The 15,070-nt window shown below is 43.8% G+C and carries 12 protein-coding genes, 2 pseudogenes and 2 riboswitches; of the genes and pseudogenes, 7 read left to right on the forward strand and 7 right to left on the reverse strand.

The window, feature by feature from the left end; translation table 11 throughout:
- Positions 1-111 precede the first annotated feature (111 nt).
- A pseudogene (locus tag DCC82_RS18525) lies at positions 112-387 on the forward strand (VOC family protein); the annotation flags it as partial.
- Positions 361-888: a VOC family protein gene (locus tag DCC82_RS18530; protein ID WP_353620322.1), complete on the forward strand. Its 528-nt coding sequence runs from the start codon at positions 361-363 to the stop codon at positions 886-888. The pseudogene DCC82_RS18525 and the gene DCC82_RS18530, both read left to right, overlap by 27 nt.
- A 60-nt stretch (positions 889-948) precedes the next feature.
- Here the strand turns inward: DCC82_RS18530 and DCC82_RS05340 are convergent, their stop codons facing one another.
- Positions 949-1,428, reverse strand: coding sequence for a DUF6141 family protein (locus DCC82_RS05340; RefSeq protein WP_097354150.1), 480 nt, complete (start codon positions 1,426-1,428; stop codon positions 949-951).
- 116 nt (positions 1,429-1,544) lie between these two features.
- Positions 1,545-1,647: riboswitch (guanidine-I (ykkC/yxkD leader) on the forward strand.
- A 58-nt stretch (positions 1,648-1,705) separates the two neighbouring features.
- Here DCC82_RS05340 and DCC82_RS05345 point away from each other — a divergent pair.
- Positions 1,706-2,026: a DMT family transporter gene (locus tag DCC82_RS05345; RefSeq protein ID WP_097354151.1), complete on the forward strand. Its 321-nt coding sequence runs from the start codon at positions 1,706-1,708 to the stop codon at positions 2,024-2,026.
- Positions 2,027-2,054: 28 nt separating this feature from the next.
- On the opposite strand, the gene DCC82_RS05350 is transcribed toward DCC82_RS05345, so the two are convergent.
- From DCC82_RS05350 to DCC82_RS05365, 4 genes and pseudogenes are all read right to left on the reverse strand, one after another.
- The gene (locus DCC82_RS05350) at positions 2,055-3,602 is read right to left on the reverse strand and encodes a DUF4179 domain-containing protein (RefSeq protein WP_097354152.1); all 1,548 of its coding nucleotides are present in this window, start codon (positions 3,600-3,602) and stop codon (positions 2,055-2,057) included.
- Entirely contained in the window at positions 3,599-4,159 is a 561-nt protein-coding gene (locus DCC82_RS05355) for an RNA polymerase sigma factor (protein ID WP_097354153.1), read from the reverse strand. Before DCC82_RS05355 ends, DCC82_RS05350 begins: the two co-directional genes overlap by 4 nt.
- A 118-nt stretch (positions 4,160-4,277) precedes the next feature.
- Positions 4,278-4,586 (reverse strand): annotated as a pseudogene (locus DCC82_RS05360) (antibiotic biosynthesis monooxygenase family protein).
- A gap of 12 nt (positions 4,587-4,598) precedes the next feature.
- Positions 4,599-5,489: a DMT family transporter gene (locus DCC82_RS05365; protein WP_097354154.1), complete on the reverse strand. Its 891-nt coding sequence runs from the start codon at positions 5,487-5,489 to the stop codon at positions 4,599-4,601.
- A 419-nt stretch (positions 5,490-5,908) separates the two neighbouring features.
- On the opposite strand from DCC82_RS05365, the gene DCC82_RS05370 reads away from it, so the two are divergent.
- Entirely contained in the window at positions 5,909-6,598 is a 690-nt protein-coding gene (locus DCC82_RS05370) for a TerC family protein (protein WP_097354155.1), read from the forward strand.
- A 14-nt stretch (positions 6,599-6,612) separates the two neighbouring features.
- Here the strand turns inward: DCC82_RS05370 and DCC82_RS05375 are convergent, their stop codons facing one another.
- Positions 6,613-7,653: a ribonucleotide-diphosphate reductase subunit beta gene (locus DCC82_RS05375; protein WP_097354156.1), complete on the reverse strand. Its 1,041-nt coding sequence runs from the start codon at positions 7,651-7,653 to the stop codon at positions 6,613-6,615.
- 19 nt (positions 7,654-7,672) lie between these two features.
- Positions 7,673-9,958, reverse strand: coding sequence for a ribonucleoside-diphosphate reductase subunit alpha (locus DCC82_RS05380; protein ID WP_108430268.1), 2,286 nt, complete (start codon positions 9,956-9,958; stop codon positions 7,673-7,675).
- A gap of 124 nt (positions 9,959-10,082) precedes the next feature.
- A riboswitch (cobalamin riboswitch) is annotated at positions 10,083-10,280 on the reverse strand.
- 297 nt (positions 10,281-10,577) lie between these two features.
- On the opposite strand from DCC82_RS05380, the gene DCC82_RS05385 reads away from it, so the two are divergent.
- From DCC82_RS05385 to DCC82_RS05395, 3 genes are all read left to right on the forward strand, one after another.
- The gene (locus DCC82_RS05385) at positions 10,578-12,656 is read left to right on the forward strand and encodes a carbon starvation CstA family protein (RefSeq protein ID WP_108430269.1); all 2,079 of its coding nucleotides are present in this window, start codon (positions 10,578-10,580) and stop codon (positions 12,654-12,656) included.
- Positions 12,649-12,852, forward strand: a complete 204-nt coding sequence (locus DCC82_RS05390) for a YbdD/YjiX family protein (RefSeq protein ID WP_012749300.1) — start codon at positions 12,649-12,651, stop codon at positions 12,850-12,852. Before DCC82_RS05385 ends, DCC82_RS05390 begins: the two co-directional genes overlap by 8 nt.
- 259 nt (positions 12,853-13,111) lie before the next feature.
- Positions 13,112-14,776, forward strand: a complete 1,665-nt coding sequence (locus DCC82_RS05395) for a glycoside hydrolase family 13 protein (RefSeq protein ID WP_062679177.1) — start codon at positions 13,112-13,114, stop codon at positions 14,774-14,776.
- The last annotated feature ends 294 nt before the right edge of the window (positions 14,777-15,070 follow it).

Below are 15,070 nucleotides of genomic sequence, written 5' to 3' on the forward strand. Positions count from 1 at the left end.
TGGCTGCGGAAAACATCCGCAGGGCTGCTGTCAACCAGCCGAACGCGGCAGCCAATTAGGCTAGTTGCAAGCTCACGGCTTTAGCCGTTGGGTAGTTGACTTCGTTTCTACACAGAAATCATCGGATTTCGCCTATTAAAGCAAAATCAACACGAAGCGGCATTAACTGCGGATGGAGTTACTCCGTTAGTGGTGCTCGAGGAAAAAGCGGATGCGGTGCCGAAGCCGCCTCGGACAACGGGGCTTTATCATTTCGCGATTTTAGTTCCGGACAGAAAGAGTCTCGCCGAGGCGCTGCTCCATTTATTACAGACCGGTTATCCGCTGCAGGGAGCGTCCGATCATTTGTTCAGCGAGGCGATCTATTTGGCTGACCCAGACGGAAACGGCATCGAAATATACGCCGACCGCCCGATGGAAAAGTGGGAGAAGACGGCAAATGGAGAATATAAAGCGGTAACGGAGCCGTTAGATGTGAACAATTTGCTGGCGCAAGCGGGAACGGAAGCGTGGTCGGGGCTTCCAATGCATACGCGGATTGGCCATATTCATCTCCACGTCGCCCACATCGAAGAAGCTTATGCTTTTTATGTGCAAGGATTAGGCTTTGAACCGACGACACGTATGGGAACGCACGCGTTATTCGTTTCCGCGGGCGGCTATCACCACCATATCGGTCTGAACACATGGGCTGGAGTCGGGGCGCCAAAACCGCCAGTGAACGCCGTTGGATTGCGCGTATTTTCGATTGTGCTGCCAAATGAAGCGGAAAGAGAAAAAGTGGTGGAACGGCTCCAACATGTCGGTGCATCGGTGCGGCGAAGCGAAAATAGCATATTGACAAGCGATCCGTCTGGCAACGAAATCGAGCTGATCATTCGACAGTAGTTTTATGCGCTTTTTCTATGAAGGCAGATTGGATGACATACAAAAGAGAGTGTTCACCTGTTAGCGGTGCAGACACTCTCTTTGTATATATTTCGCAAGTTCTTCCGGTTTTTGCGAGCCGAGGTACAAACAGTCTCCGTCCGTCAGCTCGATCCATATTCCCTTCTTTCCTTTCATCGTGTAAGCACGGCCTTTTTTCAAGCTCCAGCGGATTCCCCAGCCGCCGTAGGACATAGGATGGTAAGGCTGAACTTGGACGTTTTTAATTTGTTGATACGGAATAACGCGAGATCGAAATGGGAAAAAACGAATGACAAGCTCTTCTTTTTCCGTTTTTGTGACTAGTTTCATCGACAAAAAGAAGAGGGGAAAACAGATGCCGAACAACAGAAACAAGCCCCACATTTCCGTATCGCTTGCCGGCTTTGCGCCAAATGGGATTCCAAATATGATTTGCTGGATAAATCCGTACCATATAACAGCGGCGACGATAAGGACAAGCGCGTTCGCATACCAAGGTGGACGCTGCACTTCGCGCATGGCTATTGCTCCTCCTTTCTTGTCTCCTCCTTAATTATCATATTCTTCAAGAACTAAAGAACTCCTTTATTTGCCGGCAACAATCATAAGTGTTACAATAATGGCGAATAAGGAGATAAAAAGTTTTCTAGGGTTCCGTGGCCACGCGGCGGCCAGTCTGCGACCGAGAGAAAACGCGCGGTGTTTCCGCGTACGCAGAGGGATAAAAGCCCTGGAGAGTATCGTTTCGATATTTCTTCACGGCTTTTTTTATTTGGACAAAAAGGAGATGAGGAAAATGGCTTGGGTATATTTAGTTATTGCCGGCATTTTCGAAGTCGTATGGGCGGTCGCGTTAAAATATACGATGGGATTTACGCGGATGGTGCCGTCCATCATTACGTTTTTCGGCGCGCTTGTTAGTTTTTATTTTTTGTCGATAGCGACAAAAACGTTGCCAATCGGAACCGCCTATGCGGTATGGACGGGAATCGGAGTAATGGGAGCGGTCATCATCGGCATGCTCTTTTTAAACGAGCCGGTGACCGTGCCGAGGATGATCTTTTTGTTGTTTATTCTTGTCGGGCTGATTGGATTAAAGTTGACATCCGGGCAGTAAAAAAGCAGGGGAGTGCCCTGCTTTTTTATTATTCATTGTTGGCAGGAAGTGAAACGTGCCAATTCTCGCTTGGGTCAAATACGATCACCGATTTTAAAGTAATTGTCAGCTGTTTCGGGATCTTTTCCATTCCTTCTATTTCAACATTGCTTTTTATTTTGTACATCATTTTCTTGTCGTCGTAGCTGATGATCGTTGGCAGCCAGGAATTTTTTTGGTTGATCGTGTAGACTTGCTGTGTCTCATCGCTTAGTTGGAAATCCATTCCTGAATAGGCGTTTGTTTCTACATCTAATATTCCAACGGATTTGTTCTCTTTATTTGTTTCTAATCGCAACTGATGAATGGTAAGGGTATTTCCTTTATAGTGAAGAGAAATTGGGTGCTTTTTCAATTCTTCCGCAGAGAATGCCAGCGATTGATCTGGATATTCCATTCTTTCAATCCCGCGAAATACAAACGTATATGTTCCTTTTGGTGAAAACGGGAGGAACGAATAGCGCCAGCGGATGACGTTTGGTTGTCGGGAAGGAAGTTCTTTTTTAGAAACAAATACCGCTCTTTTTGACTCTTCGATGTCCCATCTTGGTAAAGTTGTTGCGACAATATTTCCGTTGCTATCTACAATATCGAATAGCGGCTGATAAAACATTTGGTCACCAAGCCAGTATTCTGGGTGGCTTTTTAGCCGTTCTTTTCCTTCCTCTGTCCATGACGTTTCTAACTCAATGCTCGTTAATGTAGGAGAATAGACAAGTTTTTTCACCGTAATTTGCAATCCGTCATCAGTGACATACGTTTGGCCAATCGGTACTGTTTTTGTAGCCAACATGCTTTTATCGATGTTGACTGGAATTTTCAGCTTCCATTGACCATTGACCGTACCAATTTGATTCAGATCGATATGGATAAAAAGCTGTTTTGCTTCGAGGGCTTTATCGTTTAATGAGAACATAAGATCAGCGTAATGGTCGTGAGGGAATACTTGATCAATCGATTGCGAAACCATTCTCCCCGTGTTTGTTTGATATGTCTTATTTGTGGATACGACCTCCCCTTTCTCATTAGTAATGTAAAATTCATTGGCATGTTTAACAAAATACATTGTTTGCTTTGGTCCCCATTGCTCTTTTTCAAAAAGAATAGTTGGGTCGATAAATTTTCCATTTTTGTTTTCAAGACTATACGTAAAGATAAGCCGATTCGTATCCGCCATTACTTCTTTAATTCTAAATGTAATGCCGTGATCAGTGACAGCGGCTTCTGTTTTTTGCGAGAATCCTTCTTTTGCGGCAGTTTGTACGCCTTCATCCAGTTCAGAACGGATGAAAAAGGATTTAATGTAGGCGGCAAATGTCGGAGAAATATAAGCCCCTGTTGAAATTCCGATGAAGATGGAAGCGGCAGCAACCGCTAGCCATTTTCGCCATCTCGGTTTACGTATGAGTTTCGGATTTTGTTGTTTTTCTACTTGGAAAGGAAGTTCTTTGGCAAAATCGAAAATGCTTTCCGGAACGGGAATGTGATCGATCGAGCTTTCTATCTTTTGCTTTACTAAATCATCGCGGGAATTCATCGAAGCTCCTCCTTCCGTTCTTTTTGAAAATATTGATAAAGCAAATTTCGCGCTTGGAACAGCCGCGATTTCACCGTGCCTTCCTTGATTTGAAGAAGTTCGGCAATCTCGCTGATTTTCATGTTTTGATAGTAATAAAGCACAAGAATAACGCGATGTTTTATATCGAGCTTAAGAATATGCGCCAAAAGTTCCTGCTCCTCTTCTTTACTGACTACTTCATCGACTGGCAGGTGATGAGAGTTCGATAAAAACGGAAGCACATCGCTGATTTCGGTATATTGTCTTTCTTTTCCAAGTTTGCGCGCTAAATCAATAGCCCGATGAGTGACAAGCCGGTAAAACCATGACGCGAAATGGCGGATTTCTTTATTTTCGCTGATCGTGCGATAGGCTTCGAGCAAACTGTTTTGTATGGCATCTTCGGCATCATGGTGTGAGCGAAGTATTGTAAAAGCAAGTCGGTACGCTTTCGCTAGATGCGGGGAAACAAGCAGGTAAAAAGCGTCTTTGTTTCCTCGCCTGCATTGAAACAAAAGATGTTGTTCATCATGCATACAACCATCCTTTCTTTTGTCAGAGTTTTATCTGCATATAAGGCGAAGTCGAAGAAGAAAAGGTTCAATTTTTTATTATGCATTAAAAAAGACTGCTGACGAAATGCAGCAGTCTGGGTTACTTTTCAAACCCATATTCCCGTTCTACTTTGCACACCCGGACTGAATAGCGCTCGTACCATTGCTGCTTTCCTTTTTCTTGAGCGATTTGGTGCGCCGCGTGCGCTTTCCATTGCTCAATATCCTCTAAAGAATCTCAATAGGAAACGGTGATGCCGACGCCTCTTTCATTGCGGACGCTGTCGACGCCAAGAAAACCAGGCTGTTGGGAAGCCAGTTCAATCATTTGTTTCGCCATCGCATCATATCCGTGATCTCCTTCGGTTCGCTCCGAGGTAAAAATCACTGCGTAATATGGCTTTTCCATCGTTTTTCCCCCTTATCCTTTTATGTACTCTTGTCTCTTCACGATGATTTTGACATCTGACAAGAGGAAAATGCTTGTTAAAATAACGGCTAGGCCGCCGAGCATGCCAATCGTGATTTTTTCGTGAAGGAAAATCATTCCCCAGATGACACCGAAAACAGGTACAAGAAAGGTAACGCTTAACGTTTTTGTTGGACCGACGTTTGCTAGTAAGTAAAAATAAAATAAGTAAGCAATCGCCGTGCAAAAAACGGCCAATCCCAATACCGAATATATGACGAGCGGTGATACTGGTTTCGTTGGAATAGCGAAGGCTGCCAACGGAATGAGCACGAAAGCGGCGCCTAATTGTTGTCCGATGGACAGCGATAAAGGCGGAACTCCCGTAAACGTTTTTTTCGCATAAACACCGCCGCAGCCGTAGGAGAACGCCGCCAAAACCGACAGTAACGCAGAAAAAACGGTTTGCATCGAAAGCGGAACAGGGCTCCAGCCAACTAACACGAACACGCCGACAATGCCGAGGACGATGCCGATCCATTTTTTTGCATGAAGCGGTTCATGAAGGAACCATCGCGAAGCAAGCGCTGTAAACAACGGGGTGGTGGAGTTCAAAACGGCCGCTAAAGAAGCCGTTAAATGCAGCGTGGCAGCGGCGATGAGCGTAAACGGAACGGCGGCATTAAGCGCCCCGACGATGAGATATTCCTTCCAGTACGCTTTGAGCTCTATGCTCTTTTTGAACAACCATGCATACAATAACAGCACGATGCCGGCGATCAAAACGCGCAGTTCAATCGTAAGGACAGGACCAATGGCAGGAGAAGCGATGCGCATAAATAAAAAAGAAGCTCCCCATAAAGCCGCAAGCAGGAAAAGCGCCGTAATTTCTTTTGCGTTCATATTCGTCTCTCCCAATAATTTTTTCTGAATTATATCATATTTTTTCGATTGGTAGAGATTGATTAACACCCCATGATGATAGGAAAGCAGTTTTTTATTGACAACATATATAAAGATTGAATATCATAAAATTGAAAAACAAATACATGCTTTCTGTGTTAAAGGGGAGTAGCTTTAACAACAAAGTCGTCAGTTCAGGGTCACCCCCTCGGCTTTGTTGGCAACGGTGACGTTGTTAGCGAGACCTTTGCCGATATTGGTAAAGGTCTGTTTTTATGAAGACCTTTACCGATTGGGTAAAGGTCTTTTTTTGTGAAGAAAGGAGGATGTAAGAGATTTTGTCGAAAAATATTTTTTGGACACCCCTGAGGGGCCGAAAAGCCTTGATAAATCAACATTTCTAGAGGGAGGAATGATCAATGGAATTATTTTCGATGGAATTTCTATCTGCACTTTTATCGATTATCATTATTGATCTTGTACTAGCGGGCGATAATGCGATCGTCATTGGTTTGGCGGCGCGAAATTTGCCGAAGCATCAACAGAAAAAAGCGGTTATTTGGGGAACGGTAGGGGCGGTTGTAATCCGCGCGCTTGCGACCTTATTTGTCGTATGGCTATTAAAAGTTCCTGGATTGCTGCTAATTGGCGGTATATTGCTTGTTTGGATCGCTTATAAGCTCCTTGTCGAAGAAAAGGGCCATGATGTGGAAGCAGTAGGAAGCTTATGGGAGGCAATCCGCACGATTATTATCGCCGATGCGCTGATGGGATTGGATAATGTTTTGGCGGTGGCGGGAGCCGCGCACGGAAGCTTCTTATTAGTTATATTAGGATTATTAATTTCGGTGCCGATCATGGTATGGGGAAGTACGTTAATTTTGAAATGGATCGAGCGTTTCCCAATTATTATTACAATCGGAGCGGGAGTGCTTGCATGGACGGCTTCGAAAATGATTGTGGACGAGCCGTTTTTAGATCAGTATTTTGCTAATCCGATTGTCAAATACGGATTTGAAATTCTCGTCATTGCTGGAGTGATTGCCGCTGGCACGTTGAAAAAGAAGAAGGGTGAAAACAAATTAGAAACAAAAGCCGCCAACGAATGATTGGCGGCTTTTGCTTATAACTCATCAAATCCGTTATCGATATTCACTTTTGTATATTGTCTTGATTTTTGTTCGAAAAAGTCTGATTTGCCGAGGTCGACTTCTTCATATGCTTTAATCCAGCGCAATGGGTTTGTCCGATAGCCGTCAAACGGACGGTCAAAGCCAAGCTGATGGGCGCGGACGTTGGCGTAAAACTTAATGTAGGCGCTCAAATCGTGCATATCAATGCCATCGATATCGTTGCCAATGATGTAATTGGCCCATTCGATTTCCAGCTCTGCTGCTTTAATGAACGTTTCTCGCACAAATTGAGCAAGTTCCGGTGTATTGTATTCCGGATATTCGTTTAGCACTTCTTTAAAAATTTTCGCAAATAAATCGACATGAATATGTTCGTCTCGGTTGATGTAATTAATCATCGTGCTTGTCGCGACCATTTTTTGATTGCGCGCCAAATTATAAAAGAAAGCAAAACCGGAGTAGAAGAACAGACCCTCTAAAATAACGTCATACACAATCGATTTTAGCAAGTTTTCAACATTTGGATGTTCAGCAAACTCTTTATAGCCGTTTGTGACGAAGTCGTTTCGCTTTCGCAAAATCGGTTCGTTTCGCCAAAACTCAAACACTTCGTCCTGTTTGCTTTTTGGCACGAGGCTTGAAAGAACATAAGAATATGAATGATTATGAATGACTTCTTGCTGCGCGAGCATAATCATCAGCGCGTTAATGCTCGAATCAGTGATATAATTGGCGACTCTTCCGGCGTAATCTGTTTGAATGCTGTCAAGCAACGCTAAAAGCCCAATGATTTTCAAAAACGCGTCTTGTTCGCGTTCAGTTAAATTCGGAAATTGTTTGACGTCTTGGGACATATTGATCTCAAACGGCGTCCAAAAGTTTGCCAGCATTCGTTTATATTTGGCGTACGCCCAAGGATAGGCGATATCATCCCAATTTAGGACGTTTGAGCTTTTGCCGTTAATGATTCTTGTAGAGCGGTTTGGTGCTTCTGGGTCCATGATGATCCGCTTCGTTAATGGATGTGCCATGTTTTATTCCCCCTTGGCATTAACTTGCGCATGATTCACATTCATCGATCGTGCTGGAAGTAGAACGGACGTAATACGTTGTTTTTAGTCCTGACTTCCATGCGGTGAGATGAAGATCTAAAAGCTCTTTTGCTTTGATGGTGTTCAACACGTAAAAATTAAACGAAATCGCTTGGTCGATATGGCGTTGGCGCGCCGCATTTTGCTTAATGCTCCAATGCTGGTCAATATGGTAAGCTGATTTATAGTACCACGTTGTTTCGGCGTTTAAATCGGGCACGGTAACTGGAATTTTGTAATCTTTCTTTTCTTCGGCGTACACTTTTAAAAAGATCGGATCGATACTGGCGGTGCTGCCGGCGATAATCGACGTCGAAGCATTTGGCGCGATCGCCATCACATAGCCGTTGCGCATGCCGTGTTTGGCGACTTGTTCTTTGAGTGCATCCCAGTCAAATTCTTCGGTGCGATGATATCCGCGCTTGTCGAAATAAGCGCCCGTCTGCCAGTCAGATCCCGGAAACGCTGGATAGCTTCCTTTTTCTTTCGCGAGCTCCATACTCGCTTGGATCGCTAAGTAGGCAATTTTTTCGTACAGCTTGTCCGCGTATTCAACTGCTTCGTCTGATTCCCAGCGAATGCCTTTTAACGCAAGCAAATGATGCCAGCCGAACGTGCCAAGTCCGACGGCGCGATATTTTTGATTGGTGAATTTCGCTTGTAATACCGGGATATTATTTAAATCAATGACGTTATCGAGCATGCGCATTTGGATCGGGATGAGCCGCTCGAGTACATCGTCGGTGACGGCACGGGCAAGATTGATGGAAGACAAATTGCAAACAACGAAATCGCCCGGGATTTTTTCAATGATAATCTTTCCATCTTTCGTATATTGCTTTTCCATGACGGTCGGGCTTTGGTTTTGCGCAATTTCCGTGCAAAGGTTGCTGCAGTAAATCATGCCGAGATGCGCGTTCGGGTTTTTCCGGTTCACTTCATCGCGGTAAAACATAAATGGTGTGCCGGATTCTAATTGGCTGCGCATAATGCTTTTCATTATTTCGATCGCCGGCACTTTTTCTTTCGAAAGACGCTCCTCTTGAACGCATTGCCAATATTTTTCGCGAAAGCTTCCGCTGCCCTTTTCTTCGTCATAAAAATCTTCCAAACTAAATCCCATCACTTTGCGCACTTCATGCGGGTCAAACAAGTACCAATCGCCGCGTTTTTCGACTTGCTCCATAAATAAATCAGGAATGCAGACGCCGGTAAATAAATCGTGCGTTCTCATCCGCTCATCGCCGTTGTTTAATTTCGCATCCAAAAAAGCGAAAATGTCTTTATGCCAGACGTCTAAATAGACGGAAATCGCACCTTTTCGCTGCCCTAATTGGTCAACGCTGACGGCGGTGTTATTAAGCTGCTTCATCCATGGAATAACGCCGGACGAAACGCCTTTAAACCCCCTGATATCGCTGCCTCGGCTTCTGATTTTGCCGAGATAGACGCCGATTCCGCCGCCGGATTTGGAAAGGTTGGCGATATCGGTGTTGCTGTCGTAAATCCCTTGCAAGCTGTCATCGACCGTGTCGATAAAGCAGCTTGACAGTTGTCCGTAGCTTTTTCCGGCATTTGCTAATGTCGGCGTGGCGACGGTCATATATAAGTTGCTTAGCGCCCAATACGCTTCTTGAATGAGCGCAAAACGGCGATGTTTCGGTTCTTTCGCCATTAACGTCATTGCGATGATAAGGAAGCGCTCCTGCGGCAGTTCGTACAAGTTGCGGTCGTAGTCGCGGGCGAGGTAGCGGTCCGCGAGCGTGCGAAGGCCGATATATGTAAACAACTTATCTTTATCTGGATCAATAAGTTTTCCAAGCTCATTGATTTCTTCTTTTGAGTAATCATCAAGAAGAGAACGATCGTACACGCCTTTAGAAACAAGCGTTGTAATCAACTCGTACAAGCTGCCGTAGCGTTGTTTTGCGTCATATCCACGTTGTTTTGCCGCTTCTTTGTATAGCTTTTGCAAATAGATGTGAGCACAGACAAACGTCCATTCTGGTTCTGCCTCACTAATATAGGAAAGACCTTCAAGTATTAAGTAATTCGTGATTTGTTCCGCAGAAAGTGTATCTTTGCTTTCGATGATGCGGATGATGCGCTCCATATAGTCATCTGTCTGTAGATGCGGGTAGTCTTTTGTTATATTGCGGATAAAGGAAATGAGTCGTTCGCGCGAAAACGGTTTAGTTTGCCCGTTTTCTGAAGTAATAATGATAGTGTTCGCCTGTAGTTCCATCAGTTTCTCCTCCTTGTTTCCATAAAAAAATCCACTCGGGTCGAGTGGACGAAACGACAGTATAAAAAGGGCAAGAGAAGCCCTTTCCAACCATCGTTTCATCTTCTCGCTCCCCGGAGAACATGAAACGCAAACAAGCAAGGCAGGTCTCCTGACTCGTGCTTCTTCCTACTTTGGATCCTTCCCGTATGTGCGCCCGAGCGAGCTTTCACATACAGTGGATGTTCCATTTCGTCCACACATACAGTTGCGGGGGCAGTTCTGGATTCTCACCAGATTCCCTATTAAGTCCGGATGGACACCATTGCTTGCGGTTTTTATACTATATTTAGTTGTTTTATGAGTTTATAACACAATATATAGTGTTGTTGCTGTTGGTACAAGCATATAATAAAACGATAGAAAATTCAACTATTTTTTGTAAGGACATGAAAACTAATAATAAAACAGTTATCCAAAATTCAACAAATTAATATTAGGCAGGAATGTTCAGAGTAAAAAAAGATATGGTGATAAAACGACTATAAAAATATTTATCCTTATAATATTTAGAAAATATTCTTTGAATTTTTCAGAATAGTTAATATAATATTATTAAAACAACAAAGGGGGAAAAGACGTGAAAGGATTAAAATCGGCCTTGCTTTGGGGGCTTATTTCCGCTCTTGGGGCGGCAGGGTTTGCCGTTCTTGCATTGAACCGCGGCGAGACGGTAAATGCGATTTGGCTGATTGTCGCGGCTGTCTGTACGTATGCGGTAGCGTATCGGTTTTATAGTAAATTTATCGCTCGCAAAGTATTTGAACTTGATGACAGTCGCAAAACGCCTGCGGAAGTGTTTAATGATGGAAAAGATTATGTGCCGACAAACAAATGGGTATTATTCGGCCATCATTTTGCGGCGATCGCTGGCGCCGGACCGCTTGTCGGACCGATTTTAGCAGCGCAAATGGGATATTTGCCAGGGACGATTTGGATTATTGTCGGCGTTGTGTTAGCGGGCGCGGTTCAAGATTTTATCATTTTGTTCGCGTCGATGCGCCGTGACGGCAAGTCGCTCGGTGAAATGATCAAGGAAGAAATTGGCCCTGTAACAGGATTTATCGCGATGCTTGGAATTTTAGGAATCATGATTATTTTATTAGCTGTTTTAGCATTGGTAGTAGTAAAAGCGCTTGTAGGAAGCCCTTGGGGAATGTTTACTATTGCCGCAACGATTCCAATTGCGATTTTGATGGGAGTTTACATGCGCTTTATTCGTCCAGGGCGTGTGGCGGAAGCGTCATTAATGGGATTTATTCTGCTTCTTGTTTCTCTTGTCGCTGGACAGTATGTGGCGGAGCATCCGACACTAGCGAAAATGTTTACGATGAAAGGCGAAACGATCGCCATTTTAATGATTGCTTATGGCTTTGTCGCTTCGGCATTGCCGGTATGGTTATTGCTTGCGCCGCGTGACTATTTGAGCACGTTCTTAAAAATCGGTACGATTGTTGGTTTAGCGTTAGGAATTTTAGTGGTTGCACCTGATTTACAAATGCCGGCGTTAACGAAATTTGTGGATGGCACTGGTCCTGTGTTTGCTGGTAACTTATTCCCATTCTTATTTATTACGATTGCTTGCGGTGCGGTGTCTGGATTCCATGCACTCGTTTCGTCTGGTACAACGCCAAAAATGATTGAGATAGAGAGCCATGCCCGCCCGATCGGCTATGGAGCCATGTTAATGGAATCGTTCGTGGCAGTGATGGCAATGGTTGCTGCGTGTATATTAACTCCTGGAGCATATTTCGCGATTAATAGTCCAGCTGCTGTAATTGGGCAGGATGTTGTGCAAGCAGCAAAAGTCGTATCTTCATGGGGATTTACCATTACGCCTGACATGCTGACGGAACTTGCCAAAGATGTCGGTGAGCAAACGATTTTATCGCGGACTGGCGGAGCGCCGACACTAGCGATCGGAATGGCTGTCATCCTTTCCAATGTGATCGGCGGAAAAGCATTAATGGCGTTTTGGTATCATTTCGCGATTTTATTTGAAGCGCTCTTTATTTTAACGACGATCGATGCAGGCACACGCGTTGGGCGTTTTATGATTCAAGATATTATGGGCACTTTCTACAAACCGCTTGGCAAAACGGATTCGCTAGTTTCCAATATTATCGCGACTACATTATGTGTATTAGCTTGGGGCTATTTCTTATATCAAGGAGTAGTCGATCCTCTGGGTGGCATTAATACATTATGGCCGCTTTTCGGCATCGCAAACCAAATGCTGGCAGGAATTGCGCTCTTATTTGGAACGACGGTTTTATTCAAAATGGGCAAAAAAGCTTACGTTTGGGTGACATTGGTCCCAACGACATGGCTTTTAGTGGTAACGATGACAGCAGGATTCCAAAAGCTGTTCCATAGCGATCCAAAAATCGGTTTTCTATCGCATGCTAATGTATTTAAAGATGCATTAAATCAAGGAAAAATTTTAGCACCTGCAGCCAACGAGGCACAAATGCGCCAAATTATTATGAACGACTACATTGATGCAACACTATGTGCGATCTTCATGCTTGTTGTGCTTGCGATGTTGATTTCGTCGGTCAATATGTGGATAAAAGTGTTACAAAACAAACACGTACCGTTGAAAGAAGCGCCTTACATTCCAAGGGATGGAGGAAATGAGGTTAAACATTATGCGTAAGTGGGTTCAAACGATTCTTTCCTACCGCAAGCAATTCCTTGATTTGCTTGTCGGTGTTCCAAACTACGAGAAATATGTAGAACATATGAAAACACATCATCCAGGAGAGCCGATAAAATCAAGAAAAGAGTTTTTCTGCGAAGTGCAGGAAGCGCGCTATAACGGCAAAGGCGGAAAAGTATCACGCTGTTGCTGACATAAAAAGGGGAAACTATTCCCCTTTTTTCCTTTTTCGTATTTATTTCAAGTTAAATGAGGACGAGCTTTTTCGTTTGTGTTTTCCTGTTCATTCACGAGGCGAATCGCTCCAAAACAGAGTAAGAATAGAAAAAGCGCAGCTTTCTATGTATACAAAAGAAGGCTGCCTTCTTTTTTGCAAAAAAGATTGTATATTGGCATCATGTAGTGTACAGTTAATAGTGAAAACGTATGCACAAAAAGAGGAGGATACAGCCGTGAAGAAAGCTTGGTGGAAAGAAGGAGTCGCGTATCAAATTTATCCGAGAAGCTTCATGGATTCAAATGGCGATGGAATTGGAGATCTTCGCGGAATTATCGAGAAGCTTGACTATTTAAAAGACCTTGGAATCGATATCATATGGATTTGTCCAATTTACAAGTCGCCAAATGCCGATAACGGATATGATATTAGCGATTATCATGCGATTATGGAAGAATTCGGGACAATGGAAGACTTTGATTTATTGCTCGAGGAAATTCACCGGCGCGGCATGAAAGTGATTTTAGATTTAGTCATTAACCATACAAGCGATGAACACCCATGGTTTATTGAATCGCGTTCATCACGGGATAATCCGAAACGGGATTGGTACATTTGGCGTGATGGAAAAAATGGCAAAGAGCCGAACAACTGGGAAAGCATCTTTGGCGGATCGGCGTGGGAGTACGATCCGAAAACTGATCAATATTACTTGCACATATTTGATGTAAAGCAGCCGGATTTAAACTGGGAAAACGAAGAAGTGCGCCAAGCGTTGTATAAAATGATTAATTGGTGGCTGGATAAAGGAATTGATGGATTTCGAGTGGATGCCATTTCACATATTAAGAAAAAGCCGGGATTGCCGGATTTGCCGAATCCGAAAGGGCTAGATTATGTTCCGTCTTTTGCCGGCCATATGAACCAAGAGGGGATTATGGATTATTTAAGAGAGCTCAAAATGCAAACGTTTGCGCACTATGATATTATGACAGTTGGCGAAGCAAATGGCGTTACCGTCGAGGACGCGGAAGAATGGGTCGGTGAGGAAAACGGCATTTTCAATATGATCTTCCAGTTTGAACATTTAGGGTTATGGCAAAAAGGAACGAATGGCGGAGTGGATGTGCGCCAATTAAAGCGCACGTTGACAAAATGGCAAAAAGGGCTGGAAAACCGCGGCTGGAACGCATTGTTTTTAGAAAACCACGATCAGCCTCGTTCTGTCTCGACATGGGGAAATGATAAGGAGTACCTTACCGAAAGTGCGAAGGCGCTTGGTGCGATGTACTTTTTGATGCAAGGAACACCGTTTATTTATCAAGGACAGGAGATTGGGATGACGAACGTCCAATTTTCGAATATTGAAGACTACAATGATGTTGCTATTAAAAGAATGTATCAAATCGAACGGGAAAAGGGTCGCTCCCATGAAGAAATTATGAAAGTGATTTGGAAAACAGGGCGCGACAATTCGCGAACCCCAATGCAATGGTCCGACGCGCCAAACGCGGGGTTTACGACGGGAACGCCATGGATGAAAGTGAACGAAAACTATAAGACCATTAACGTTGAGGCGCAATTGCGCGACCCGAACTCCGTCCTTCAGTTTTACAAAAAAATGATTCGGCTTCGCAAGGAGAACGAAGTGTTTATTTATGGAACGTACGATTTGATTTTAGAAAAGCATCCGACGATTTATGCGTACACAAGAACGCTTGGAAACGAAAAAGCGGTGGTTATTGTCAATTTAAGCGATAAACCAGCGCTGTATCGATATGATGGCATTCGATTAAGCTCAGAAAATTTGGTGCTGCAAAACTATGATGTAAAACCGCATAAAAACGCAACACGCTTTAAGCTGAAACCGTATGAAGCACGCGTATATTTGCTGAAATAGACAAAAGCTGCCGTTCATTTCTCGGCAGCTTTATTTTGCTTCGGTGAGGAGAGATGGCTTTAGGCTGCTCGTCTCTTGTCAAATTATTTTGTACTGTCCTTTTGTAAACTTCGCCTGCGGCAATTATATCCGGCATAAGTGAAAGTAATTTTAATAGAAGCTATGTAATGATATGCTGTCCATATTTAAGCAGGATTTTTTTATGGGTTATAGAATATATAGTTAGCGAGATTGCTTTTCGCTCCAGAACCTTTTCCAAAACGAAAATCCAGCGGCTTTGCTACTATGACGTCA

It is taken from the genome of Geobacillus sp. LYN3 (genome assembly GCF_003064505.1).
Lineage (GTDB): Bacteria > Bacillota > Bacilli > Bacillales > Anoxybacillaceae > Parageobacillus_B > Parageobacillus_B toebii.

What these genes read in the sequence shown, in the direction of transcription:
- DCC82_RS05340 (WP_097354150.1), bottom strand. Translation starts at nt 1,428, where the DNA reads ATGCGCGAAGTGCAGCGTCCACCTTGGTATGCGAACGCGCTTGTCCTT.
- DCC82_RS05345 (WP_097354151.1), top strand. Translation starts at nt 1,706, where the DNA reads ATGGCTTGGGTATATTTAGTTATTGCCGGCATTTTCGAAGTCGTATGG.
- DCC82_RS05350 (WP_097354152.1), bottom strand. Translation starts at nt 3,602, where the DNA reads ATGAATTCCCGCGATGATTTAGTAAAGCAAAAGATAGAAAGCTCGATC.
- DCC82_RS05355 (WP_097354153.1), bottom strand. Translation starts at nt 4,159, where the DNA reads ATGCATGATGAACAACATCTTTTGTTTCAATGCAGGCGAGGAAACAAA.
- DCC82_RS05365 (WP_097354154.1), bottom strand. Translation starts at nt 5,489, where the DNA reads ATGAACGCAAAAGAAATTACGGCGCTTTTCCTGCTTGCGGCTTTATGG.
- DCC82_RS05370 (WP_097354155.1), top strand. Translation starts at nt 5,909, where the DNA reads ATGGAATTATTTTCGATGGAATTTCTATCTGCACTTTTATCGATTATC.
- DCC82_RS05375 (WP_097354156.1), bottom strand. Translation starts at nt 7,653, where the DNA reads ATGGCACATCCATTAACGAAGCGGATCATCATGGACCCAGAAGCACCA.
- DCC82_RS05380 (WP_108430268.1), bottom strand. Translation starts at nt 9,958, where the DNA reads ATGGAACTACAGGCGAACACTATCATTATTACTTCAGAAAACGGGCAA.
- DCC82_RS05390 (WP_012749300.1), top strand. Translation starts at nt 12,649, where the DNA reads ATGCGTAAGTGGGTTCAAACGATTCTTTCCTACCGCAAGCAATTCCTT.